We start from the raw sequence: 25,472 nt of genomic DNA, 5'->3' as shown, positions 1-25,472 counted from the left end.
GATGAGGACCTTCCGCCGCGCGGGTGCCATCATGGCGCTGGCGTTCATCGCGGGGTGCGCGCGGGCGCCAGCGCCGCCCGTGGCAGCCCCGGCGGCCTCAGGAGGACAACGCGTGGCCCAGGCGGACGTGGAGCTGAAGGTGGAGTCGGTGGCGCGCGAGGCGGACACGCTCGCCGTCACCTACGCGGTGCACAACCGGACGCCGAAGGCCGTGCTGCTCCTGGACGGCCTGTGGGACGTGGGCTTCAGCGGCCACCTCACGCTGGCGCCCGAGCGGGCCTACGTGGACCTGTCCGGCGGCAAGGTGGTGCTGTCGCGCATGCTGCTGCCGGTGCCGGAGGATCTGGCGGTGGAGGCCCCGGAGGTGCCCGCCGTCACCCGCGTGGAGCCGGGCGCCACGGCGAACCGCCGCGCCGTCGTCCCGCTGCCCCTGCGCACCGCGCTGCCGTACCCCACGGGCCCGGAGGAGACGCGCGAGCTTTCCACCGTGCGCGAGGTGTCCCTGCGCGTGGGCTACCTGCCGGACGCGGACGCCCTCACGCTCAGCCAGGGGAAGGACTCCCAGGGCACGCCCGTCCAGACGCCCCAGTACGGGCCGGCGGTGACGGCGCAGCGCGTGCTGGACAGCGGGCCGCTGCCGGTGACGGGCGCGAAGTAGGGAGCCCACGGCCCTGGCCTCGCCGGACGAACGCGATGACGGCTCCGGACCCGTCATCGTCACCGAGGACTCGGAGGGACGCCGCTCGCTGCGCTTCGGCGACGGGGGCGCGCGCCAGAGCGTGGTGTGGCCTGGCGAACCCCTGCGGCTGGAGCTGCCGTACACCCGCATGGCGATGGTGGCGCTGGCGTTCGTGCCCCGGCCGGAGAACATCCTCGCCATCGGGCTGGGCGGCGGCGCCATCCCCATGTTCCTGCGCGCGGTGCTGCCGGACACGCACATCGACGTGGTGGAGCTGGACGCGGCGGTGGTGGACGCCGCGAAGGCCCACTGCGGCTACCAGGAGGACGCGCTCCTGCGCACGCACGTGGCGGACGGGCGGGCCTTCATCGAAGCGGACGGGCCGCCCTACGACATCATCATCCTGGACGCGTACGGGGCGGACCAGATTCCCGGGCACCTCTGCACGCGCGAGTTCCTGGGCGCCGTGCGCGCGCGGCTGACGCGAGGGGGCGCGGTGGTGGGCAACGTCTGGGAGTCCGCGGCGAACCCGCACTTCGACGCGATGGTGCGCACCTACCAGGTGAGCTTCCACGGCCTGTCCCTCTTCGAGGTCCCCGCCAGCACCAACCGCATCCTGGTGGGGCTGGAAGGCCCCTCGAAGCTGACGCGCGAGGCGTTGGTGGAGCGGGCGCGGCGGGTGGAGCGGGAGCTTGGCTTGCCGTTCCGGTTGAGCACCCTGGTGGCGCAGCGCTACCGGCCCCTGACGCGGCGGCTGGCGCGGGGGCGGGTATTGACGGACGCGGGGCTGGGGCCCGGCGGCCTCATCCCGGAGGAGTGAGGCCGCTCTGCTGGCCAGTGAGCACGGCCCCGCCCGGCCGCGGCTGAATCGGGGGGCGGCGCTGCTAATCTTGAAGGCTCGGTACGTGAGCATCCTTTCGGGAGACGCGATGAACGGCGCGAACGACGGACGACCCGGCCAGCCCCCTGGTTCCTCCGAGGACGAGGCGCCGCAGGCGGACGGCGAAGCCGAAGCCGCGGGCCTGGAGGCCCGTCCGAAGCCGAAGCCCATCTACGTACTGGAGGGCAACACGCTGAAGACGCGGCTGACGCGCGACATGGGCATCCACTATCCCTTCGTCGGAGCGGGCATGGCGTTCGTCTCCCTGCCGCCGCTGGTGGTGGCGGTGTCGGAGGCGGGCGGCCTGGGAATGTTGGGCACGGCACCGGAGCCGCCGGGAGTGCTGGAGGCGCGGCTGAAGGCCATCCAGGCGGGCACGCAGCGCCCCTATGGCGTGGACTTCATCGTGGACAAGCTGGAGCCGCACGGCTTCACGACGCGAGACCACGTGGACACCTGCATCGCGGCGAAGGTGCCGGTGGTGGTGTTCCACTGGACGATGCCGCCGCGCGAGTGGATTCAAGCGCTGCAGGCGGCGGGGACGCGGGTCTGGGTGCAGGCGGGCACGGAAGACCTGGCGAGGCAGGCGTTGGACGCCGGGGTGCAAGGGCTCATCGCGCAGGGGCGGCAGGCGGGTGGGCGCAACCTGGGCAGCACCCCGACGCTGGCGTTGGTGAAGGCGTTCCGGAAGCTGACGGACGCGGTGCCGGTGCTGGCGGCGGGAGGCATCGCGGACGGGTTCAGCGCGGCGCGAGCACTGCACCACGGCGCGGACGGAGTCTGGGTGGGCACGCGGCTGGTGGCGTCGGTGGAGGCGTACGCGCACCCGCTCTACAAGCAGCGGCTGGTGGACGGTGACGCGGGCGACACGGCGATGACGACGTTGTTCGGACCGGAGTGGCCAGGCAAGCGCATGCGGGTGATCCGCAACCGCGTGGTGCGCGAGTGGGCGGGACGCGAGTCGAGCGTGCCGGCGACGGTAGAGTCAGAGACCATCGGGACGACGCGGCTGTTCCCGGGCGTGCTGGACGTGCGGTACGTGATGCCGAAGTTCAGCTCGTTCTTGCCCACGCCGGACACGCAGGGCGACCTGGAGGAGATGAGCCTCCCGGCCGGAGGCGCGAGCATGTCGCGCATCGACACCGTGCAGCCCGCGGGACAGATTGTGGTGGAGATGATGGAGCGCGCGCGGCGGTTGCTGGAGTCGCCGGAGGGGCTGGACGAAGCGGACGAGGACGACAGGGGTTGAACGATTGCTTCGACTCTGGATCGCCTTCAAGTTGGCGTCGAGTGAGACGACGCGTAGCATCCGGCGAGGGCTGAGCGCTACGGCCGCTTGAGTCCGGGCTCAATGTACCTGTCACCCTGCGCAGGTAGTTGCGCGAGACGCCTGCGGATGACCAGCCCTGCATCCCAATGGGGAAGAATTCTCAGTTAGCATAACGGCAGAAGTGTGGGGCCATTCGCAGGTCGGATATGGACAGTGCACTCTTCACCTATGGCTGGAGTGAGGGGCTTCATTGTTGGGGTTTTCGCCAACCCGATGTCTTGACAACCCTACCTTGCACACAGGCCGCCTCCAGGTAGATGAAAAATCACATTGGCATTATATGCGCTCTACTTTGAGCTTGTCGGAGCAGATAACTCCCGTCTCCGAATGGGGCTTCTCGCGCGGTGGTGAAATCTGGGGCACCCACGTCCTGGCCCAGGTACATCATGAGGATCTCTTCGAGCGAACTCGCTAGATCGCCTGCAAGTTGAGCCCGCTCTACGTCGCCTCGACTCCTGAAACGGTCGCTTCGTTGCTGTGCGTGGATTACTAGAATGCTGATGTATCGTTCCAGCGCAACGGGTGCCAACTGCGTTCGTGCGACAAACGCAGATGTCCATGACCCCAGGATAAATACCGGTATGGGCGCCCACCATGCGTGCAGAAGTGCAGTTATCACTGCCGCGAATCTAAAAATATTGACGCCTGCTACGAGACTGCTTGGCCATCCGTCGGTGACTGCGTTTTGAAGCCCGTTGGGCATGGCCTTGCTTGCTATTGGATCAACCAGAACCTTGCCCAGCCAAAGGCCGGTGCAGTGAAGCCTCAGGCAGAACGGTGCGATCAGCCCGCCGACGACCGCCATTCCTAGTGAAATAATGAGCCACATAGTCTCTTGAGTGAGCTGTCGTCCAAGTGGAACCACCGAAGTCTATTTCCGGTGGGGCGTCCGGTGCATCTAAGTTTTTATAGCAGAGGTTGACCTTGGCATCTAATGCTGGTTCTAAGGAGCAAGATGCGAAGTTGTGAGGTCCAATGATTTCACGCCGCAAGGCTGTAGCGACCGCGAGCCCCGCTAGGAACGATGCGGTGCTGGTCGAAGCAGGGGAGTCGGCGAGGCAGCTTGGGCCAGGAGCATGATAGGCTCCCTGATTGATGTCCACGCTGATTCCATCGGGGGAAATCAATGCCAGAGAGTATGAAATCTATTTTCCTATCTGCCGCCAAGACGCTCATTAATTCCTTGCTTATTGCCGCCGTGGCACTTGGTGTCGTTGGCGTAGGGTATAAATTCTTCCGGCCAGTTCCGCTCACAGGCGGTGAGTTGGCGGTGTCATTGGCTCGGCAAAGCATGCAGACTGGTGTCGAAGACTTCGCCGGTATGGCGAAGCACTACCTGAACATATCGGAGGAGGACATGCTGGATAGCCTTGCCCAGTCACGATTCCGCGATGCTCGTGGAGTTCTTGTTGTAAAGGGATGGAGTGCGAAGGAGGTAGAGGGAGGGCTCTACTTGGTTAGCTTCGAATGGTCCAATCCCGCCAACGATGGGCAGCTCGGAATTTTCTTTGAGGTTGATACAAAGAATCGATTCGCGCGCCCCATTGTTCCCGATGACGAGCTCTCCCTTAAATACGGTGTCCTGTCGAAAGACGAGTTTGAGAAAGCTGAAGCGGTCACGCGCGATGCAATCAAGCGCAAGTACCCCGATGCCGCTATGGAGTATGCCAATCATCTCCTTACCATCAGTGGCAAGCCCGGGGGCGACTACGATCCGAATGAGGTGGCACAGTCCGTCCATCGAAGCCTCAAGGAAGCCTTTGAACACCGTAAAGATCAGTTCCTTCGGGTAAAGATGGTTAAGGGAACCTCTGTGGGTGAATACACAGCAAAGTACTGACGCCGAGATTCATTGACTGAAGGAGAAGTAATGGCAGGGCCACGCGGCGAGCGTCCCCAATGTGCATCGCTCGCTGCGCGGCATTGCCTCTTCGCCTGGGCCAGTTCGTTGGTGGTGCAACGCGCTCGTTTCCGACACTGGCGATTTAAATTAATTCACCACTGCTTGAAGGAATTGAGGTCCGGATCATAGGCAGCAGATAGGTGATTCCTATTCATTCGCGTCGACGCCGTCTTGCGATACGTGATCGCTAGCTTGCGTGACAGGAGTGTATCCTTACAGCGCGTAGCAAAACACGGAAGCCGTGCTGCACGACGAACCCGGCGCCGAACCTGTTTGGAGGCTCACTTCGGGAAGCGAGCCTTCAACTGCTCCTGCCACGCATCCAGCGCCTTGTTCACGTCCATGCGCTCGGTGGCGGTCTCGGCCTTCGCGGCATCCGTGTAGAGGCCCACCAGCTTGCGCACGAGGTCCGGCGCGACGTCCTGACCCTGGGTGCGCTTGCGCAGCTCCGCCACCAGTTTGTCCAACCGTTGGGCCAGCCGCTGCTCGGAGGCGTTGGTCCGGGGCAGGCCAGGCAGCGGGGGCAGCACGAGCGGCGGAACCTTGGGCATCTCCGGAACGACGACCACCGGGGGCGCGTCGTGCCGCGCGATGCGTTGGGTCAGCTCCTTCTCGATACCATCGAGCGCCAGATGGATGCGCGCGCGTTCGGACTCCTTCGTCGCGTCCACGGCTGCGCGGTACTGCTGGATCAACTTTCCGCGCAGCTCTCCCTCCGCGTCCACGTCCTTCGCCCTTGCGCGCTGCTGCTTGAACAACCCGAACAGCCGCCGCGCCAGCTTCTTCTCGGATGCTGTCGCCACTGGCAGCGGAGGCAGTCCGGAGGCCTTGCCCTCCGTCTCGGACGTCGCCTCCACTTCCTCATGCGCCTCCTGCACGGGCTCGCTCGGCACGACCGGAGTCGGAGTCACTGGAGCCACTGGTGCTGGCGCCGCCACCACTGGCGCAACGGGCACGGGCGGACGTTGCACCACGAGCGGAGGCGTCTCCCCAGGCCGCGTCAGCCACCAGAGCCCCGCGCCCGTTACCATGACCCCAGCGACCGCCGCCGCCACGAGCGGTGCCACCTTCCGGCGGTCCGCGAGCAATGCCGCGAGCCCCGGCGGCCGGGGCGCCGTGGGAGACGTGGGAGACGTGGGCTCCTCCCGCTTCTGCACCGCGGGTACTCCAAGCCCCAGCGTGCCCGGAGACCGCCCCAACGAAAGCGCCTTCAATCGCTGCCGCACCTCTTCCGCGGAGGCAGGCCGCTTCGCAGGCGCCTTCTCCAGCAACTGGAGCACCAGCGCATCAAGCTCCGGCGGAATGCCCTCCACCATCGACGAGGGCGACAGTGGCGCTTGTTCGACGTGCGCGAACATCACCTGCACGTTCTCACCCTGGAAGGGCCGCGCGCCGGTGAGCATCTGGAACGCCATCACGCCCAGCGCGTACAGGTCCGTGGCCGGGCCCACCGTGCCGCCACGGATCTGCTCCGGGGCCATGAAGTCCGGCGTCCCCAGCACGGAGCCGTCCGCGTGCGTCAGTCCGTCTTGCGACTGCAGCACCTTGGCGATGCCGAAGTCGACCAGCTTGAGCGTGGGCGCCGCGTCCGGCCGCTCCACCATGAACACGTTCGCGGGCTTCAAATCGCGGTGCACCACTCCCGCCCGGTGCGCCGCCCCCAATGGCGAGAGGATCTGATCCAGCATCCAGACCGCAGTCCCCACGTCCAGCCGTCCTCGCGCGCGCAACACCTCCGCGAGCGACTGGCCCTGAAGCAGCTCCATCACCACATAGGGCCGGCCGTCCGGCAGCGTCCCGAAGTTGAAGATGTCCAGGATGCCCGGGTGCCGGATGGCGTTGACCGACCGCGCCTCCACCACCAGCCGCTGCTCCTGCTCCGGCGACATCAGCTCCGCGCGCAACACCTTCACCGCGGCCTGCTTGCCGATGATGGGGTGCTCCGCCCGGTACACCACCCCCATGCCACCCGCGCCAATGCGCTCCTGGATGAGGAACTCGCCCAGCTGCGCCCCCAGCAGCGGATCCACCTTCGGCGCAGGGGGGGCCATGGCCACCGGCACCTCCCGCTCCGTCAGGGCCCGGTGCGCCCCCGTCTCCGGAATTCTTCGCGTCTTCATGGGAAAGCCCGTTTTGCGGTGACAGTACCGCGAGCCAGGGGACGCCGTCGCGTGCCCTGGGGGCTTGCCGGTTGTTTGCTCGTCGGCCAGTCGACGCGGGTTTCCCCTTACTTCCAGTGACCCGGTCCTTTTCCTCCCAGCTGCCGTTGATCAGCGGGGGAAGCGCGACGTCAGGCGCTCCTGCCACGCATCCAGCGATTGATGCACGGTCATGCGCTCGGTGGCGGTCGTGGCGTTCGCCGCGGACTTGTAGATGTCCACCAGCTGCTTCGTGAGCTCCGGCGCGACGTCCTGATTCTGCGTGCGCGTGCGCAGCTCCGCCACCAGCTTGTCCATGCGCTGGGCCAACCGCTGCTCGGAGGCATTGCCCTGGGGCAGGGTGGGGAGTCTGGGAATCACGAGCGCCGGGACCCGGGGCTGCTTTGGAGGAGCAACGGCGACGGTGACAATCTTCGGGGGCGCGTCGTGCAGCGCGATGCGCTGGGTCAGCTCCTTCTCGATGTCATCCAACGCGACATGGATGCGCGTCCGCTCGGAGTCTGTCTTTGCTTCGGCGGCGGCCCGGTACTGCTGCAGCAGCCTGCCGCGCAGTGCTCCGTCCGCATCCACGTCCTTCGCTCGCGCCAGCAGCAGCGTGAACAGAACTGCCTGCCGCTGCTCCATCTTCTTCTCGGAGGGAGTCTCCGCCGGTAAGGGCGGCAACTTCGTGGACTTCGCCAGGGTCGCTGTCGCCGTCTCCGCCTGCGCTGCCTCCTCGATGACCTCGGGCGGCGCCTCGACAGGGACCTGCGCCGCCAGGACCGGCGATGGCTCCACGGGCAGTGTCTCCACCTTCACCGGCTCGGAAGGCCGCGGAGGCGCCATCACCTGCGGCTGCTCCGGCTTCCCTGAATGCGTCCCCCACCCGTAACCCACCCCCAGCAGCGCCATCCCAACGAGCGCAGCCACCGCGATGGACATCCTGCTCCGGCGAACCGGCGGCGAGACGGCCGTGATCCCCTGCGGTACCGCCCGTGACTCCGCGCTCGGCGGCGGTGCTGCCTCTGTCTCCAGGCTCGCGGGCGGTCGCGCCAGCCCCCGGAGCTTCATCCGCACGGCGGTCGCGGACTCAGGCCGCTTCGCGGGCTCCTTCTCCATCAACTGGAACACCAGATCATCGAGCTCCGGCGGAATCCCCTCCACCCGCGACGACACCCGGGGAGGGATCCGCTCGACGTGCGCGAACATCACCTGCACGTTGTCACCCTGGAACGGCCGGGTGCCCGTGAGCATCTGGAATGCCATCACCCCCAGCGCGTAGAGGTCCGCGGCCGGGCCCACTTCGCCACCGCGAATCTGCTCCGGGGCCATGAAGTCCGGCGTCCCCACCGTGGAGCCGTCCGCCCCTGCCTGCGCGTCCTGCTCCTGCATCACCTTGGCGATGCCGAAATCCACCAGCTTGATCAACGGCGCCGCGTCCGGCTGCTCCATCAGGAACACGTTCGCGGGCTTCAGGTCGCGGTGCACCACCCCCGCCCGGTGCGCGGCGCCCAGCGCGGCCAGGACCTGATCCAACACCCACGCCGCCGTCCCCACGTCCATCCGGTCCCGCTCGCGCAGCCGGTCCGCGAGCGACTGGCCCTGGAGCAGTTCCATCACCACGTACGGCCGGCAGTCCGGCAGCGTCCCGAAGTTGAAGATGTCCAGGACGCCCGGATGCCGGATGGCGTTGACCGCCCGCGCCTCTACCAGCAACCGCTGCTCCTGCTCCGGGGACACCAGCTCCGCGCGCATCACCTTGATGGCCGCGTGCTTGCCAATCAGCGGGTGCTCCGCCCGATAGACGACCCCCATCCCGCCCGCGCCCACGCGTTCCCGGATGACGAACTCGCCAATCTTCGACCCCACCAGCGGATCCGCCGCCGGAGCTGCCGCCTCTGAGAATGGCTCGTGCTCCAGGGCCGGTCGCATGGGCTCGATGCTACCGGTCCAGGTCCATGACGTCCCGCGTCCAAACACGCCGGTTGCCCGCCCGCCCGCTGATGGATCCGTGCTCTTCAAGGAATGCGGTTCTTCAGAGGGGAAAATGTGGATCCACGGAGGGGGGAGGGCCTCAAGGAAACGGGGGGGACCCGTTGTAGAGTCAGGTCCGTCCTTTCCTGGACGTTCCCGGGTCGCGCTTCTGCATCCCTGCTCCCCAGGGATCGCACCCGAGGGGGAACATGGCACCGGCATACGACGCCCTGGTCATCGGCACCGGGTTTGGCGGCGCGGTGGCGGCCTGTCGGCTCGCGCAGGCGGGCCTGACCGTGCGCGTGCTCGAACGCGGACTGCGCTACCCGAAGGGCAGCTTCCCTCGTGACTTCGAGGACCCCCGCAACGGCTGGCTGTATCAGCACCGGCAGGGCCTCTTCGACATCAAGTTCCTCAAGGGGATGAGCATCGTGCAGGCCGCGGGGTACGGCGGCGGCTCGCTCATCTACGCCAACGTGCACCTGCGCCCGCCCGCGGAGGTGTTCGCGTCCGGGTGGCCGGAGGGCTATAGCCGGGAGGCGTTGGATCCGTACTACGACCTGGTGGCGCACATGCTGGACGTGCAGCCCATCACGGCCTCGGCGCGCGGCCTGCCGCCCAAGACGAAGCGGATGCAGGAGGTGGCCAAGAAGCTGGGCCGCGAGGCGCAGTTCTTCCACCCGAACCTCGCCGTGCGCTTCACCCCCGCGGGCGAGCCGCTGCCCAACAAGTTCGGCGTGCTCCAGGAGGGCTGCAACTACTGCGGCGAGTGCGACATCGGCTGCAACCGCCGCGCGAAGAACACGCTGGACTTGAACTACCTGGCCGTCGCCGAACAGCGGGGCGCGGAGGTCACGACGCAGGCGGAGGTGACGCGCATCGAGCCGCTGTCGCCGGGCTACCGCGTCACCTTCACCGACCACGCCAGCGCCGGCATGCAGCGCACCGTGGACGCGCGCCGCGTCTTCCTGTGCGCGGGCGCGGTGAACACCACGGAGCTGCTGCTGCGCAACCGCGACGTGCTCGGCACACTGCCGGACCTGAGCGCGCGGCTGGGCTCGCGCTATTCCGCCAACGGGGACTTCCTCGCCTTCGCCTTCGACACGAAGGAGCCGTGGGACCCCGCGGTGGGCCCCACCATCACCACCGGCATGGTGGTGGAGGAAGGGCAGGGCAAGGACAAGACCTGGTTCCTCTTCCAGGAGGGCGGGCACCCGGTGCAGGCGGCGGGGCTGATGCTCGCCATGGATCCGGACCGCGCGATGACGCTCCCGGCGGACCTGCTCCAGCGCGAGCTGGTGAAGGTGCTGCGCACGCGCTCGAAGGAGATGGCCTCCATCGAGAACGAGCGGGGCCGCTTCCAGGCCGTCTTCCTGGCCATGGGCCGGGACAAGTCCAACGGCCGGCTGTCGCTGTCGCCCATCACCCGCGAGCTCCAGGTGCAGTGGGACGTGCCCGCGAACCTGCCGCTGTACCGCACGCAGGAACAGCTCTGCGAGGACGTGGCCCGCGCGCTGGGCACGCGCGCCGCGTACAACCCGCTCTGGGAGCGGCTGCACCTGCCGGTGTCCGTGCACAACCTGGGCGGCTGCGCGATGGCGGAGGAGCCCGCGTACGGCGTCCTCACGCCTGACGGCGAGGTGCACGGCTACCCCGGCCTGTACGTGATGGACGGCGCGGCGCTGCCGGTGGGCATCGGCGTCAACCCGTCCTCCAGCATCGCCGCCGTGGCCGAGCGCAACATGGAGCAGGTCATCCGCCAGGTGAAGGACGCGCCGGGCTGGGTGGCGCCGGAGCGCGCGCCCGTGAAGGCTGCGCCCGCGTACCCGCCTCGCGCCAGCATGCGGATGATGCCGGACGTGGAGACGGTGGCCTCGCCGGTGGTGCCGGGGACGGATCCGCTGGGCGACGTGGTGATTCCGCCCGGTGGCACGGTGGCGTCTCCCACGCCGGTGGTGGGCCTGCGCTTCACGGAGCGGATGAAGGGCTTCCTCCAGCCGGGGCACCCGGCCCCGGACGACTTCGACGGGGCGGCGCGGGCGGGCCAGCGCGCGGGGCAGACGGCGGAGTTCGTCGTCACCATCACGCTGCCCAACCTGGACCGCTTCCTCGCGCAGGAGTCGCATGGCGGCATCGTGCAGGGCACGCTGAACCTGCGCGGCTTCACGCCGCCCGGGGGCGCGGCGGTGGAGAACGGCGTCTTCAACCTCTTCGTGGGCACGGAGCGCTTCTACGAGCGGCGCATGCTGTACCTCCTGCCCTTCACCGGCGTGGACGGCCAGCCGTACCTCCTGGATGGCTACAAGGAGGTCAACGACGACGCGGGCTTCGACGTGTGGAGCGACACGTCCACGCTCTACACCGTGCTGCGCAAGGGCCACGAGCGCTCCGGCCCCGTCGTGGCGAGCGGCATCATCCGCCTGCACCTGCCGGACTTCCTCCAGCAGCTCACCACGTTCTCCGTGCTGGGCACGTCGTCACCGCTGAAGCAGGCGGACGCGATGCGGCGCTTCGGCGGCATGTTCATGGGCACGCTGTGGGACGTCTTCGCCCGCGCGAAGTTCGACTGAGGGGGGCTCACCGTGGGCATGGCGAAGCGTTACGACGTGGTGGTGGTGGGCTCCGGCTTCGGTGGCTCCATCACCGCGCTCCGGCTGGCGCAGGCGGGCAAGTCCGTGGCGGTGCTGGAGCGGGGCCGCCGGTATGCCCCGGGCCAGTTCCCCCGGGACGTCACGCGCGCGGATGAGCTGCTCTGGCACCACCCGGTCCGCCCGGAGGCGCGGGGGCTCTACGACGTGCGCTTCCTGTCCGGCATCGGCACGGTGACGGCGAGCGGCGTGGGCGGCGGGTCGCTCATCTACGCCAACGTGCACGTGCGGCCGGACCCCATCGTCTTCGACCACCCGCGCTGGCCCCGGGGCTTCAGTCGCGAGGCGTTGGACCCCTACTACGACAAGGTGGCGCGCGAGCTGGACGTGAAGCCGTTCCCCGCGTCCATCCCGCTGAAGAAGCGCGACCTGTTCCAGCAGGCCGCCCGGCGCATGGGCCGCCAGACGTTCGACCCGGACGAGGCCGTCTCCTGGACGGAGCCCTCCGCCCCGGGCCGCAAGGCGTGCCAGCGCTGCGCGGAGTGCGAGTTCGGCTGCCAGCACGGCGCGAAGAACACCCTGGACCTCACCTACCTGGCGCGCGCGGAGAAGCTGGGCGCCACGGTGTGGCCGGGCCTGTCCGTGTCCCACGTGCAGCGCGTGGCGGGCGGCTACCGCGTGCACTTCCAGGACCTGGCCACCGGGGAGAAGACGTCCGTGGAGGGCAGCCGCGTGGTGCTGTCCGCCGGGGCGCTGGGCACGGTGGAGATATTGCTGCGCAGCCGCGACCGGGCCCGCACGCTGCCGCTGGTGAGCGAGTGGCTGGGCAAGGGCTACTCCGGCAACGGCGACTTCCTGGGCTCGCTGCACGGCAGCCGCGAGGAGATCCTTCCCTGGGCGGGCCCGGACGTGGCCACGGTGATGCGCTTCTTCGACGCCGCGCCGCGCTTCACCATGGTGACGGCCACGTTCAACCAGCCGGCGACAGCGGTGCTCGCGGGGATGGGGCAGCCTCGGCTGGGGCTGCTGGGCGGCGTGGGTTCCCCGCTGTGGACGAAGCTGTGGCCGCTGATGCACGGCGCGTTCGCCAAGGGGCTGTTCAACAAGCCGCTGGGCGCCGGCGTGGACCCCGCGCACACGAGCAACCTGTTCGCCATTGGTCAGGACAACGCAAACGGGCACATGGTGCTCAAGGGCGACCGGCTGGACATCGAGTGGGACTACGCGAACGAGAACGTGGCCCTGGTGAACCGGATGACGGACGCGATGCGTGAGCTGGCATCGCAGTATGGCGGCACGTTCGCGCCGCTCGTCACCTGGGAGCTGTTCCGCCGGCCTTTCACGGTGCACTCGCTGGGCGGGGCGCACCTGGCGGAGTCGCCGGCCCGGGGCGTGGTGTCAAAGGAAGGCGAAGTGTTCAACTACCCCGGACTGTACGTGGCGGATGGCTCCGTCATCCCCACGTCCATCGGTTTCCATCCGGTGATGACCATCAGCGCGGTGGCCGAGCGCATCGCGGAGGCGGTGGCCCATGGCTTTTGATTACCGAAGCGGCGCGGCGGTGTCGCGGACGCTGTCGCAGGACGTGACCCTCAAGGGTCTGCCCGTCCCGGAGCGGTACGACTTCCTCGCGGGCGACGGCGTGCCCCTCAGGCTCACCCGCTACGTGGGGGGCACGAAGGGGCCGGTGCTGCTGGTGCACGGCGCGGGCGTGTGGAGCGGCATGTTCATGCTGCCCACGCTGAAGGAGAACTTCGTCCAGCACCTGGTGCGCCACGGCTACGACACGTGGCTGCTGGACTGGCGCGCCAGCGTGCAGCTGCCCCTGCGCCAGTTCACGCTGGACGACGCGGCGGACCACGACATGCCGGCGGCGGTGCGGCGCGTGCGTGAAATCACGGGCGCGGAGTCGGTGCAGGCGGTGGTGCACTGCGCGGGGTCCGCGGCGTTCTTCATGTCCATGGCCGCGGGGCACCTGTCGGACGTGCGCACCGTGGTGGCGTCGCAGGTGGCGCTGCACCACCACACGCCGGCCGCCACGCGCTTCAAGGCGCTCTTGCGCGTGCCGGAGCTGCTGGACGCGGGGCTGGACTCGCTCACGCCGGACGAGGCGTCCCGCACGCCGCTGTTCCAGGCCGCGTTCACGAAGGTGGCGGGCTTCCTGCGGATGGAGTGCGACAGCCCGGTGTGCCACCGGCTGTCATTCATGTACGGGCGGCTGTACCGGCACGCGCGGCTCAACGCGGAGACGCACGCGCGGCTGGAGGAGCAGTTCGGCCGCTGCAACCTGCTGACGTTCCGCCACCTGGGGCAGCTGGCGCGCGGCGGTCACGCGGTGAAGTTCGACCACGGCCGCGCGGGCAACCTGCTGCGCTACGGACAGGCGCGTCCGCCGGACTACCTGGACCCGCGGCCCTTCCAGCGGCCCATCACGTTCGTCTCCAGCGAGCAGAACCGCACGTACCTGCCGTCCTCCACGGAGCGCACCTTCCAGTGGCTGCGCGAGGCGAACGGCGCGCGCTGGTACCAGCGCCGCATGCTGCCCGGCTACGGCCACCTGGACACGTTCATGGGCAGCACCGCCGCCGAGGACACCTACCCGGTGCTGCGCGAGGCGCTGGAGTTCCAGCCCCGCTGACGGCGACCGCGTATTCCCCCCGGTCAAGCGCGGGGCTGCCTGCTTCCACGCTGGCATGCATCGGGGAGCAGGAGGCGGGGCGACCGCACGGCGACGATGGCGCCCCCTTCGTGGGTGCTTACCGTTGGGCCGACGTTGGAGTTGTCTTCCCTCGCTCGCCTGTGTGGAGGCCCGGATGAAAGCGGTCGTGCTGAAAGGCTATGGGGACGTGGACGTGCTCGCGGTGCAGGACATGCCCGAGCCGAAGGTGGGGCCGGGCGAGCTGAAGGTCCGCGTCACCGCCGCGAGCATCAACCCGGTGGACTGGAAGATCCGCCGGGGGGACATGAAGGGGCGGATGGACCTGAAGTTCCCCGCCATCCTCGGCCGCGACGTGGCCGGTGAGGTCGTCGAGGTGGGCACGGGCGTGGAGGCCTTCGAGCCGGGCGACCGCGTGATGGGGCTGGTGAACGCCGGCTACGCGGAGACGGTGGTCGCGCCCACGGAGTGCTGGGCGAAGGTGCCTGACAATCTGGACCTGAAGGACGCCGCGGCGCTGCCGCTGGTGACGCTGACGGGCACGCAGCTCATCGAGGAGCACGTGCGGCCCTCGCAGGGGGACACGGTGCTCGTCACGGGCGCGCTGGGCGCGGTGGGACGCTCCGCCATCTTCGCGGCGCGGGCGCGGGGCGCGCACATCTGGGCGGGCGTGCGGAAGAAGCAGGTGGACGAGGCCCGGACGCTGGGCGTGGACGGCGTCGTCGCGCTGGATGATCCGAAGGACGTGGCGAAGCTGCCCACGCTGGACGCGGTGGCGGACACGGTGGGCGGCGAGGCCGTCGCGGCGGTGCTCGGCAAGGTGAAGCACGGTGGAACGGTGGGCAGCGTGGTGGGAGAGCCGAAGGGCGCGAAGGAGAAGTGGCTCGTCGTGCGCAGCTTCATGGCCCACCCGGATGCGCACCGACTCTCGCAGCTCGCCGAGAGCGCCGCGAAGGGCGACCTGGTCATCCCCATCAGCCGGACGTTCAAGCTGGACGACGCGCGCGAGGCCCAGAAGGTCGCGGAGCAGAGCGGCGTGGTCAAGGTGCTGCTCGTCAACTGACGCGGGCGCTTCAGAACGGGGCGGCGCGGGTGAAGGACACGCGCTGCCCCGTCGCCGGGTGCGTGAAGGACAGCGTCTCGGCGTGCAGGTGCAGGCGCAGGCCCGCGTGTCCGTACAGCGGATCTCCCACGATGGGTGCGCCCAGGCCCAGGGGATGGGCCGCGTGGACGCGGAGTTGGTGGGTCAGGCGTGCGCGCCTCGCCGATGAGCTGCACCGGCGTCTCGTCGAAGCACACCAACGGGAGCGCCTTGTCCGCAGGGGCTGCGTACAACTCCAGCACGTCCTCCATGCGCGCCACGTACTCGGCATCCACCTTGGGGATGCACCACATGCGCTTCTGCCATGGCTTCAGCTCGTTCTCCTCCAGGCGTCGGCGCACCGTCTCGCGCGAGAGGCCCTCGTGCTCGGTCAGCCGAACCATCTCGTCGGCGAGCAACTGAAGCGTCCAGCGCGCCCGTCCTGCTGGCGGCCCCGAGCACGCGGTGGCTACCAGCAGGGCTTCCTCCTTGCCACTCAACTTGCGCTCCGCCCCCGCGCGCTGCTTGTCGTAGAGCGCGTGCTTGACGCCTCCTTCCACGAACCGGCTCTTCGCTCGGAAGATGGTGGAGAGGCCCACCTGCACGCTTTTTGCGATGGCCTCGTCGGTGCGCTGGGCGTGTGCGGCCAGCAGCACCTGGGCGCGCTTGACGTGGCGTACGCGCGCGGTACCCCCGGCTACCAGGGCCTCCAACTCCTGCTTCTCCTCTGCGGTGAGGGTCACATTGTGGCGTACATTCATGGGCGTCCTGCGCTCCAGCAAACGGTGGAGACGGACTACCCACGGGCACCTCGTGTCGACTCCCTCCGACCCACCGCGCTTCACGGAACTACAGGGCCAGTACCTGGCCTTCATCTACGCCTACTCGCGTATCCACCGACGGGCGCCAGCCGAGGCCGACATGCAGCGCCATTTCGGCACCAGCCCGCCCACCGTGCACCGCATGGTGCTGGAGCTTGAACGCCTAGGCCTCATCCGGCGCAGCGCCGGCCAAGCCCGCAGTATTGAATTGCTCGTGCGGCCCGAAGCCCTGCCCATCCTGCGATAGGCAGGGCCTATATCAACCGGTCAAAACCTCTGTGCCGATGTACTAGACTCCTTCTCTTATTTGGGGCGCCGGTAGTTCCCTGAGAGAAGCCGCAGGACTCCGTCTGACAGGTCGAGGACGACGTCAGCAATGCGAGTGATTGACTTGTTGATTTCATCCAGGCTCTTGTCAATCGACACCAAATACTCGTAACTCGGTTGTGGAGGATTGGGCGGAAGAATTGGCTCAATCGGAGTGGATTTGGCGGGCAAGTTTTCTTCTGGCTTTGCCCACGGCGTCAATGCGCTACTTAACGGAATTATCTGAAAATTTCGAGTGTCTATGTAGCCGTCAATCTTGGCGCCCGCTCGCTCCGCCTCACTGCGAGTGCCAAGGACTACGTTTGCACCGAGAGTGGCAAGCTTGGCGGTAGAAACGCCTTGGACACCTTTCCACTTGCGAACGGACTCAATCACCATTGCCCAGTCGGTCGTCGCGCCGGTAGGTTCTTCGGTGATGTTGAATTTCCTGTCTGTCAGAAATGTCGAGGCTCTGAGTTGTGTTTGTATTTCGGCTGGATTGCGTCGAAATGTTGCCGCGAAATGGGTCGACAGTCTTCCTGTTAAGTTAGACAGTCGAGCAATATTTTTGCCGAGTTCGTGGTCGCGCCAGTCGATTCGAGAGGTTGCGAGGACGATGACTAGGTTTGGACGTCCATGTTTGTCTTCGTATCGCTCTGCGGCCATCATGCCGATTTCATCAGAGCGTACAAGCATGCATCGCTGATTGGATAGTTCATGGTTGGGGAGTCCGTAGAGGGGTTCGAGTACAGACGGCCATGATTTAAATTTGTGCAGTTCCCCTTCGAGTGTGAGGAGGAAGTCGTCCTTCGCTGGGACGATTCTCTGGAATTCGTCGCTGTCTTCTGAAATGCGAAAACCCTTCGTCCAGACGCTTACGATTGCATCTAGTGGGTTGTGCGGGGTTTCGTTGAGCATTACTCAGCACTCCATGCGGAAAGAATTTGCTTCCAATGCTGCAGGTCTTTGTTGTCGCGATGGAAGCTTAGTGCCCTGTTGACGACGGAGAGGGCATTGTCGCGATCTCTTTCGTATGAAATTGCGAGCAGCAGTAGTTCATTCCAGACAGGCAGGGCTTCGGGGAATCGATTCGCAATGTCCTCGAGTTGTGTCCGATAGTTAGTTCGCTTGGTTTCGTTTAGCTCGGCGCGCCTGAGCGCACGTGCCTGCTCAGTTAGAGTGGCGTGCAGAGCTTGCCAGTCACCGTTCTCGGATGGACTGGTTGGTCGTGGAAAAACAGCCGTCGCATCCTTTGTTTGCTGCGCGACTGGTGCCGCAAGGGGCGGGGGGAAGGGGGCCTCAATTGGCCCGGCCGAGCGCAGGGTTGACGCTAGAGTGGTGAGACTTACGCTTTGGCCTGCGATAAGGCGGCTATATGCATCGAGAAGTGCAATTGCGTATGTGTTCTGCTTGAAGGATTTAAGCCAGTCAAGTGGGTCGATGGGGTATGGGATTGGGCCAAGGCAGCATTCTGCCGCAACAAGCATGATTTCTGATTTTATTTTGCGCGTGGCGAGGTCGGTGTTTAAGTGGATTGCCTGGCCGTCGAAATTGTTGGTGTTGACGACCTCTGCCTTCAATGGACTGGGTAGTCGCCATGCCTTGAAGGCGGGTAGGGTGACTGGGATGCGGCCTGCATCTTCAAAGTAAATGCTTTCGATGTCTAAATATACGGGCTTGCCGCCATTTGTGAGTCCCAGATTCCTCGCACATACGTCGAAATGATGCCATTTCTGCGCACCCGCCTCGATGTCTGGATCAAGATCGCGCAGAATGGTGATGGCTAGATCGGGAGTCGCAAGCCCTTTGTCGACTAGAGTCTGTATGACGGTTACCTGCTCCATTGCCAGGAGCAGGCCCTTGTCTAGTATCATTCTGGCGTCAAGAACGGCGACTGATGGGATGCTGGGGGATTGAGCTATGCGCTGCACACGCATTAGAATCTGTCGAAGGCGCTCCGCATCGGTGATATCGCGGGTCTCTCGACCTGCTGCCGGGCCAGCCGCATGAATAAATTTAATGAAGGCTGCTACACCTCCCTTTCGATGCCAACGCGCAGTTGCTAGTGTCGCCCAGTTTCGGCCATTCATCATGCCGTCGCCATTGACGACATTAATGTCTGACCACTCGCCAGCTGGTAAGATGGTGCGCAGGAAATTCTGGTAGTCCATTAATTGGCTCCCAATCCAAACGGCCGGTAGACGGTCCACCGCTCAGCCTCAAAAGTAGCAACAAGTATTCTTCCGTTGGGGCTCCATTGCATTGATGTGGGCATTTCCTCTAGCAGTGGGGAGTACGCGCTTTCAGTCGAAATCCAGGTGCCAGCCATGAACTTTGCAGTAAGCAGGCGCATGTCCGGCAGTACGACGGAAAATACAGGAGCCGATGATGCTACTGCTATTGAATCAATATCTCCGGCTACTTTGGGGATTGTGAATATCTTTCCTGCTGCAATCGCTGTCAGGATGTTGGTTGAGGATATTGTCACTCCCATGCCGGCCTCATTGAGCGTTGTTTGCGTGGTGTCGTATGTAAAGGCGAGAGGCGCAGGAATTCGATCCCCGAAAGTGCCGTCGCCGCGGAGAGACACCCCTTCGGAGTGTTTGCCATTCATGGCGACAATTAACGAAGTTTGAGGTAGGTATCCCAGTTCTGTGACAGGGGTTTGATCGATAAACCCTCCAATGTGGTCGACCATTTGCCATTTGCCGTTGGTTAGCCTGAATGAGCCGATTCGACCAGAGCCAGATGAGTCAATGCCAATAATCTGGCCTGGGCCTGTAGGGGTCCAAGAAGTCAGGGTTGTTGGGAGTGAGGCTTTGGAGATGTTCCCTCCTCTTGAGCCATGCCAAATCCAGTCGGCGTTTGAGCGCAGTCCTGTTGTGATGGTGCCTGCGTGCACCTTTGTCTGAATCTCGAATTCAAATGGGTCTATGTCGAAGTCAACAAGCTTTCCGCGTTTTTGAATTCTCGGTTCCGTGTTTTGGGCGGTGGGAATCTCCGATTCGAAAATGTCGCCAGTTGCTTTAATGAAGGTGAACGATACTGACTTGTGATCCGTTGATGACGCCGTCGCTACGAATCCTGGCGCATTGCTTTGTTCGCTAACAACTCGAAGTTCGGCGGCTACCGGATTCGCTGTTAGCGAACCGGCAAGTTCTGCTGATTGCAGTGAGAGTGGAGGTATGCTTGCGTGAATGGCTTCCTTAGGGCGCTTTAGCGCTTGCCATACTGCCCACGCCATCGGCCTTAGTATGCTTTCGGGGTTCCTTTCGCCAATAGGCGGTAGTGCCCCTGAGTCAGTTGCTTTTCCAATGACGGAGACCCGTGAGAGACTGTTTGGAAATGTGCGATGCTCGCTAAGTAGAACCGAGAGGCGATTGTGTGCTTCGTCAGCCGCCGGGTTTGCGTCTGGGTATTTGTCTGACTGTGTCAGCATTACGGATGTGGGGATTCCAAGCGCTGCGCAGTCCTGTACTTGGCCAACTACCGCGTCGCGGTATCGTTTCCCGTCGCTTGTCTGAGCTGTAAGCTGATCTGGACGAACCAGGATAATGCATGCGTGCGCTGTTCTTAAGACTTCACGGGCCTGCTCGTCCCCCTCTCTAAAGCTGCCTCCTCGCAAGTCGGGCATTAATAGGTATCCGACGGTGCCCAATATTGTTCGCAGGTCGAATAGATATGGCACCCCCTCATCTGTGCCTGGAGGCCATTCGCCACCCTCAATGAATCGTTCAATGAGTGGCGTGAGTCTGGTTTTGGTTGTCGCTGCGGCGGCCGCAAGATTGAGGCCTCGGTAGATCGCGCTTTCTGCTTCCATCTTCTGCAAGGCGGATGTGTTTGTGACCAAAGCAAGGCCTAGGCCGTGCTTGAAGACGTCTAGGAAGTAGTGTGTGGTCAGGAGTGCGACGGTTTTTCCGTCGCCCGTCCAACCCCAAATAGGGATGTTGAGTAGGAGTTCTTTGTCTTTGTGTTTGTTTGTGAGTGATGCTTTTATGGATTCAAATAAATTTTCTGAGTCAGGAGAGATCGAAGATTCGCCTTGTGATGGGGCGACTGCTGCTGGAACCGGTGCTTCGTTCGTTTCTTTTTTCTTGGCCATGGGGAGTGTTGGTGAGTGATGGATTCTGTGGGCTCTTGTCTGCGATGGAAGAGTGGCTCGGCGTGTCGTGAGGATGGCAGGATCGTAATTTAGAGCGTACTATTTTGTGTATCGAATTTTGGTAGGGCTGCCCAGGGATGATTCGCTGTGCGTACACGAGTGCAGCTGGCTAGCTCGTATACTTAGGGGGAGGGTCGAGCGTGACCATTCTTGGTTCGCTACGGTTCGGCAGTATTCCTCTTTGCAGTACATCGCACGAGCGCTAGGGTAAGTGCTGATGAATGGATGCTGATTTTTATAAAGTCTGCCCTACTTCCTACGGTGCTCGTCACGGGCGCGCTGGGCGCGGTGGGGCGCTCCGCCATCTTCGCGGCGCGGGCGCGGGGCGCGCACATCTGGGCGGGCGTGCGGAAGAAGCAGGTGGAAGAGGCCCGGAAGCTGGGCGTGGACGGCGTCGTCGCGCTGGATGATCCGAAGGACGTGGCGAAGCTGCCCACGCTGGACGCGGTGGCGGACACGGTGGGCGGCGAGGCCGTCGCGGCGGTGCTCGGCAAGGTGAAGCACGGTGGAACGGTGGGCAGCGTGGTGGGAGAGCCGAAGGGCGCGAAGGAGAAGGGGCTCGTCGTGCGCAGCTTCATGGCCCACCCGGATGCGCACCGACTCTCGCAGCTCGCCGAGAGCGCCGCGAAGGGCGACCTGGTCATCCCCATCAGCCGGACGTTCAAGCTGGACGACGCGCGCGAGGCCCAGAAGGTCGCGGAGCAGAGCGGCGTGGTCAAGGTGCTGCTCGTCAACTGACGCGGGCGCTTCAGAACGGGGCGGCGCGGGTGAAGGACACGCGCTGCCCCGTCGCCGGGTGCGTGAAGGACAGCGTCTCGGCGTGCAGGTGCAGGCGGAGGCCCGCGTGCCCATACAGCGGATCTCCCACGATAGGCGCGCCCAGGCCCTGTGGATGGGCCGCGTGGACGCGGAGCTGGTGGGTGCGGCCGGTGCGCGGATGGAAGGCCACGCGCGTGTGGCCCGCTTCGCGGCGGAGGACCTCCCAGTCAGTGACCGCGGGCTTGCCGTGCACGGGGTCGACGATCTGGCGGGGACGGTCGTCCAGGTCGACGCGGAGGGGCAGGGTGATGGTGCCCGCGTCTGCCTGGACCGGGCCGTCGATGAGCGCCACGTAGCGCTTGGCCACGTCGCGGTGGAGGAACTGGCGCTGAAGCGACGCGTGCGTGCGGCTGTCGAGCGCAGCGACGAGCAGCCCGGAGGTGTCCAGGTCCAGCCGGTGCGCGAGCAGCGGTCCCGTGGCGTGCGGATATCGTGCGCGCAGGCGGGTGAGCACCGAGTCCAGCAGTGCGACGTCCCGGCCCGGCACGGACAGCAGGCCGCACGGCTTGTCGATGACGACGATCCACGCGTCCTCGAAGACGACGGAGAGCTCCGGCGTGGGCGCGGGCGGCGGGACGAAGACGCGCGGCGCGGAGACCTCCAGACCCTCCAGCATGAACGGGAGCAGGGGGCCGCACTTGTCGCGGCACGCCGGATAGAACGCGCCCTGGATGCGGCCTCCGGACGCGGGCGGCGTGCCCCACCAGAACTCCGCGAGCGCCACCGGCTGGAGGCCATGCGCGAAGGCATGGGCGAGCAGCTTCGCGCCCGCGCAGTCACCCGCGCCGGAAGGGGGCTCCGCGCCGCCGTAGAGTGAACGGAGGGGGCGGGTCTCTCCGCGAGCGTTGGTGATGGCGTAGGTGTCGTGGAACTGCTTCATGAAGCCGCGCGAGACGATGCGCCGCAGCCGGTCCAGGGCGCGCACGCGACGCTCTGCCTTCGCGCGGGCAGGGGCCAGCTGGCGCCGTGCCTCTTCCTGCGCCGCGTCCCACCGGCGCTTCTCCGCCTTGTCGCCCCGGCTCTCCTGGTCGATTGCGTGTAGCGCCTCCGCGCGTGCGGCGGCCGTGAGCGCGGGGGAGGTGGGTTGAAGGTCTCGCGCGTGGGGGGCCTCCACGGCTGCGAGGGGCTCCATGTGCACGGGCATGGCCAGAATCGCCGCCCGGCGTTCGTGACGCTGGCGGCGACGGGCGTCATGGCGCAGGCGCATGGCTTCGCGCTCCGTGGCCTCGCGAATCTGGCGGGCGTCGTCGGCCTCGCGCAGGCGGCGCAGCTCCTCGGAAGTGCTCCAGGCTTCGGCGCGGGCCAGCAGGGCCTTCACCGTGGCATCCGCCACCGGCTCCACGCGGGCGCGCGCCTCACGGTCGAACACCGGGGGAACGAAACCCGGCACGTCCCAGCGTCCCGCGAGCATCGCGGAGAAGGCTCGTAACACCCCTGGTGTTCCGTCCGGCTGCCGCACCACGAGCACGCCGAACATCTTCCCGCCGTCTGGACCTTGAAGGATGTCGCTCGGCAGCCCGGGGGCGATGAAGCCCTCCCGGAGCGTGGCTTGCAGCGACTCCGCGGCCCGGCGCGCGAGGGCGTGCGGACCCAGGGCGTCGAAGGGGCTCGGGAACGAACCGGGCATTTCCTCCGCGCGGGGGGCCGGTTCCAGTGCGGTGACAAGCGGGTCCACGGCGCCGGAGTAACACGAAACCGCAGGCGGGCCCCACCGGTCCTGAAGGCCCGGCGGGCAGGCTGGCTGCCATTGCAAGCCCATGTCAGGATTGCGCGCAATTCATGCCCACACACCTTTCGTCCATGATGGCTCGCCTTGCAGGGCATCCGCCGCGCCTCCGGGCCGCCGCGCTCCTTGCGATCCTCGCCACGACCTCTGCCGCCGCCGAGGAACCACCGGCCCCCACGCCTCCCAGCAAGGTCAGCCAGGAGGCATGTCCGCCCGCGCTCCGCGTCGTGGTGGATCCCCAGGAACTGAAGAGGCAGGTGCGCGCCGCGAAGACGACCGTGGGGTTGCGGAAGCTCCTCCACCCGCTGGGATTGGACTCGGCGTGGGAGCGGCAGGAGTGCCTGAAGGAGGAGGGGCCAGCGTCCGCGCAGCTCGACGTCTTCCGCGCACGCATCCTGTCGGCGGACGCGCAGGACTTCATCCTCCAGGCCCGGGGACAGGCGTGTGATGCGCTGAAACTGCTGGATGGGGTGGTGCTTCATCCGCTTGGCAGCAAGAACACCTTCTGCGCCATTCCGATGAAGTTCCTGCCGGGCGTGGTGGAGAGCCAGTCCTTCCGGGTCGTGTTCTCCTTCGAGAACCTCACCGACCCGGTACGGCAGGTCTTCCGGGTCGAGCAGACCGACGCGGACTCGCGCAACGAATACCAGACGCTGTCGTATTGGGAGGCGCAGGAGGGTTCCCTGCGCTCCATCTTCACCATCGAATCGGGAAGCCACATGGGCTTCGTTCACGGCTCGACCGAAGTGAAGGTCACGCCCGTGGGCGATGCGTTCCCACGCATCCTGGAGGTCAAGGAGTCCAGCAGGGAGTGCGGCAAGGTCATCGACATGCCCTCGGGCGAGAGCGTCTATGAGCCCAGTTGCACGGACGCCGAGAACGAGGTGCGCATGTGCTACCGCCGCAAGTCACCGGGTGCCCCTGGCGTCTACGACAAGTGCTAGGCCCCTGAAGCCGTGGGCCTACTGAGTGGTTGGCTGCGGCACCACCACAGGCCTGGCCGGAGTCTTCCAGTCCTGTCCGACAGTCGGACAGGTTCAAGACAAGCCGCGCTCGGGTCCGGATGGAAGGGGCTCTACACTCATCGCTTCCATGGCCATTGCCCGCCCGTTCGCCGCCGGCGTCCTGCTGTTGACCGCGCTCCTGTTTCCCTCGTGGAACGTGGAGGCTCGCACCGCCATCGTGAAGGCAGGGGAGGGGTGGAAGCTGGTGGTTGACGGCCAGCCTTACGTTGCGAAGGGCGTGACGTTCAGCGGCACGGGTGGGCCCGCGAAATTCGACAGGGATTGCGAACAGCTGCGCGCCCTGGGCGTCAACACGCTGCGCACCTGGGGCACTGGCGAGGAGACCCCCGCGCTGCTCGATGCCGCGCACAAGCATGGCCTGCGTGTCCTCGTGGGGCTGTGGCTGCGGCCGGGCCGTGCGGGCATGGAGAACGACGACGCGTTTGACTACGCGCGCGACGCCAGGGGCCGCGAGGCACAGCTCCAGGCCACGCTCGCGCAGGTGCGCCGCTTCAAGGACCACCCCGCGGTGCTCGCGTGGGGACTGGGCAATGAGGTCATCCTCAATTCACCAGACGAGCCGTCGAAGGTCGCCTACGCGCGCTTCCTGGAGAAGGTCGTCCGCGCGGTGAAGAAGGCGGACCCCGGGCACCCCGTGCTGTCCGTGGATGCGTGGACGCTGGGCGTGCCGCTCTGGGAGAAGTACGTCCCCTCGTTGGATGCGTATGGCTTGAACGTCTATGGCCGGGGCATCCATGCGCTGGCGGACGCGGTGAAGCAGGCCGGCGGGCGCAAGCCGTGGTTCATCACCGAGTTCGGTGCCCAGGGCGAATGGGAGGTCCCCAAGGACGCGCGCGGCATTCCACAGGAACCAGGAGACGGGGAGAAGTATGCCGTCATCGTGGACGGCTGGCGCAACGCCCTGGCGCCGCATGTCCAGGCGGGCCGGTGTCTGGGATTGTTCGTCTTCAACTACAGCGCGGCGCTGGACCACACCGGACTGTGGCTGGGAATGCGGTCCGGCACCTCCACCCGGCCGGCGTGGCACGCGGTGCGGGAGGCGTACACGGGCGTGAAGCCGGAGCCCGCGCTGCCGGTGCCGGTGCGCCTGGAGGTGCGGGGCGTGGAGAAGGAAGGCCCCGTCACCTGGGCGAACGTGGCCTTCGACGTGACCTCCGCAACGCCGCTGGACGTGTCCTTCGCCTACAACTTCAGGGGCGCGGCGACCCGAACGGAGCGCGACCGCGTGACGGTGCTGGAGTCCCGGAAGGGGGCCACCCCCGGCACGTGGCGCGTGCGCCTGCCGGCCGTGACGGGCGCCATCAAGCTGTATGGCCTGGCGAAGGACGGTGCGGGGAACCTGGTCGCCGCCACGACGTCCGTAGCGGCCGCGCCCTGATTCGAT

At 66.2% G+C, this 25,472-nt stretch carries 18 protein-coding genes and 2 pseudogenes; 12 read left to right on the top strand and 8 right to left on the bottom strand.

Annotated features, from left to right (window positions below; translation table 11 throughout):
• Window position 1 precedes the first annotated feature (1 nt).
• The 4 genes from AABA78_RS04060 (at window position 2) to AABA78_RS04045 (ending at window position 4,729) form a co-directional block, all read left to right on the top strand.
• Window positions 2–658 (top strand): hypothetical protein, encoded by a 657-nt coding sequence (locus AABA78_RS04060; RefSeq protein ID WP_338261712.1) that lies wholly within the window; start codon window positions 2–4, stop codon window positions 656–658.
• A 121-nt stretch (window positions 659–779) separates the two neighbouring features.
• A complete protein-coding gene (locus tag AABA78_RS04055; RefSeq protein ID WP_338261711.1) occupies window positions 780–1,499 on the top strand; it encodes a fused MFS/spermidine synthase in 720 nt (239 codons plus the stop codon).
• Between the two features lie 85 nt (window positions 1,500–1,584).
• Entirely contained in the window at window positions 1,585–2,808 is a 1,224-nt protein-coding gene (locus tag AABA78_RS04050) for an NAD(P)H-dependent flavin oxidoreductase (protein WP_338261710.1), read from the top strand.
• 1,219 nt (window positions 2,809–4,027) lie between these two features.
• Entirely contained in the window at window positions 4,028–4,729 is a 702-nt protein-coding gene (locus AABA78_RS04045) for a hypothetical protein (RefSeq protein WP_338261709.1), read from the top strand.
• 344 nt (window positions 4,730–5,073) lie between these two features.
• On the opposite strand, the gene AABA78_RS04040 is transcribed toward AABA78_RS04045, so the two are convergent.
• Together AABA78_RS04040 and AABA78_RS04035 are read right to left on the bottom strand one after the other, a co-directional pair.
• Complete coding sequence (locus AABA78_RS04040) at window positions 5,074–6,912, bottom strand: serine/threonine-protein kinase (protein WP_338261708.1); 1,839 nt, start codon at window positions 6,910–6,912, stop codon at window positions 5,074–5,076.
• Between the two features lie 150 nt (window positions 6,913–7,062).
• Window positions 7,063–8,862 carry a serine/threonine-protein kinase gene (locus AABA78_RS04035; RefSeq protein ID WP_338261707.1) on the bottom strand — a complete coding sequence of 600 codons (1,800 nt, stop codon included), beginning with the start codon at window positions 8,860–8,862 and terminating at the stop codon, window positions 7,063–7,065.
• 251 nt (window positions 8,863–9,113) lie between these two features.
• On the opposite strand from AABA78_RS04035, the gene AABA78_RS04030 reads away from it, so the two are divergent.
• The 4 genes from AABA78_RS04030 to AABA78_RS04015 all read left to right on the top strand — a co-directional run bounded on the left by AABA78_RS04030 (window position 9,114) and on the right by AABA78_RS04015 (window position 15,211).
• Complete coding sequence (locus AABA78_RS04030; protein ID WP_338261706.1) at window positions 9,114–11,474, top strand: GMC family oxidoreductase N-terminal domain-containing protein; 2,361 nt, start codon at window positions 9,114–9,116, stop codon at window positions 11,472–11,474.
• 18 nt (window positions 11,475–11,492) lie between these two features.
• Entirely contained in the window at window positions 11,493–13,034 is a 1,542-nt protein-coding gene (locus AABA78_RS04025) for an FAD-dependent oxidoreductase (protein WP_338261705.1), read from the top strand.
• Window positions 13,024–14,130, top strand: coding sequence for an alpha/beta fold hydrolase (locus AABA78_RS04020; RefSeq protein ID WP_338261704.1), 1,107 nt, complete (start codon window positions 13,024–13,026; stop codon window positions 14,128–14,130). Before AABA78_RS04025 ends, AABA78_RS04020 begins: the two co-directional genes overlap by 11 nt.
• A 175-nt stretch (window positions 14,131–14,305) precedes the next feature.
• Window positions 14,306–15,211 (top strand): NADP-dependent oxidoreductase, encoded by a 906-nt coding sequence (locus tag AABA78_RS04015; RefSeq protein WP_338261703.1) that lies wholly within the window; start codon window positions 14,306–14,308, stop codon window positions 15,209–15,211.
• A gap of 10 nt (window positions 15,212–15,221) precedes the next feature.
• On the opposite strand, the pseudogene AABA78_RS04010 reads toward AABA78_RS04015, so the two are convergent.
• A pseudogene (locus AABA78_RS04010) lies at window positions 15,222–15,395 on the bottom strand (RluA family pseudouridine synthase); the annotation flags it as partial.
• Window positions 15,382–15,990 (bottom strand): annotated as a pseudogene (locus tag AABA78_RS04005) (IS630 family transposase); the annotation flags it as partial. The pseudogenes AABA78_RS04010 and AABA78_RS04005, both read right to left, overlap by 14 nt.
• 52 nt (window positions 15,991–16,042) lie before the next feature.
• Here AABA78_RS04005 and AABA78_RS04000 point away from each other — a divergent pair.
• The gene (locus tag AABA78_RS04000) at window positions 16,043–16,297 is read left to right on the top strand and encodes a LexA family protein (protein ID WP_338261702.1); all 255 of its coding nucleotides are present in this window, start codon (window positions 16,043–16,045) and stop codon (window positions 16,295–16,297) included.
• Window positions 16,298–16,353: 56 nt separating this feature from the next.
• Here the strand turns inward: AABA78_RS04000 and AABA78_RS03995 are convergent, their stop codons facing one another.
• Genes AABA78_RS03995 through AABA78_RS03985 form a run of 3 tightly spaced genes read right to left on the bottom strand, consistent with a single transcriptional unit; the run spans window position 16,354 to window position 20,458 of the window.
• Window positions 16,354–17,274: a hypothetical protein gene (locus tag AABA78_RS03995; RefSeq protein WP_338261701.1), complete on the bottom strand. Its 921-nt coding sequence runs from the start codon at window positions 17,272–17,274 to the stop codon at window positions 16,354–16,356.
• Window positions 17,274–18,527, bottom strand: coding sequence for a hypothetical protein (locus tag AABA78_RS03990; RefSeq protein ID WP_338261700.1), 1,254 nt, complete (start codon window positions 18,525–18,527; stop codon window positions 17,274–17,276). Before AABA78_RS03990 ends, AABA78_RS03995 begins: the two co-directional genes overlap by 1 nt.
• Window positions 18,527–20,458 (bottom strand): hypothetical protein, encoded by a 1,932-nt coding sequence (locus AABA78_RS03985; protein WP_338261699.1) that lies wholly within the window; start codon window positions 20,456–20,458, stop codon window positions 18,527–18,529. The genes AABA78_RS03990 and AABA78_RS03985 overlap by 1 nt, the downstream gene beginning before the upstream one ends.
• 321 nt (window positions 20,459–20,779) lie before the next feature.
• Here AABA78_RS03985 and AABA78_RS03980 point away from each other — a divergent pair, with 321 nt between their 5' ends.
• Entirely contained in the window at window positions 20,780–21,256 is a 477-nt protein-coding gene (locus tag AABA78_RS03980) for a zinc-binding dehydrogenase (protein WP_338261698.1), read from the top strand.
• 10 nt (window positions 21,257–21,266) lie between these two features.
• On the opposite strand, the gene AABA78_RS03975 is transcribed toward AABA78_RS03980, so the two are convergent.
• A complete protein-coding gene (locus AABA78_RS03975) occupies window positions 21,267–22,964 on the bottom strand; it encodes an RluA family pseudouridine synthase (protein WP_338261697.1) in 1,698 nt (565 codons plus the stop codon).
• A 152-nt stretch (window positions 22,965–23,116) separates the two neighbouring features.
• Between AABA78_RS03975 and AABA78_RS03970 the strand changes: the two genes are divergently transcribed.
• Complete coding sequence (locus tag AABA78_RS03970) at window positions 23,117–24,007, top strand: hypothetical protein (RefSeq protein WP_338261696.1); 891 nt, start codon at window positions 23,117–23,119, stop codon at window positions 24,005–24,007.
• A 148-nt stretch (window positions 24,008–24,155) separates the two neighbouring features.
• Entirely contained in the window at window positions 24,156–25,466 is a 1,311-nt protein-coding gene (locus tag AABA78_RS03965; protein WP_338261695.1) for a glycoside hydrolase family 2 TIM barrel-domain containing protein, read from the top strand.
• Window positions 25,467–25,472 lie beyond the last annotated feature (6 nt).

Origin of the sequence: Corallococcus caeni, assembly GCF_036245865.1 — a bacterium.
In the GTDB taxonomy this organism is placed as follows: Bacteria; Myxococcota; Myxococcia; order Myxococcales; family Myxococcaceae; genus Corallococcus; species Corallococcus caeni.
The sequence above is the reverse complement of the archived record's forward strand: the minus strand, read 5'-3'. Positions and strand labels throughout refer to the sequence as shown.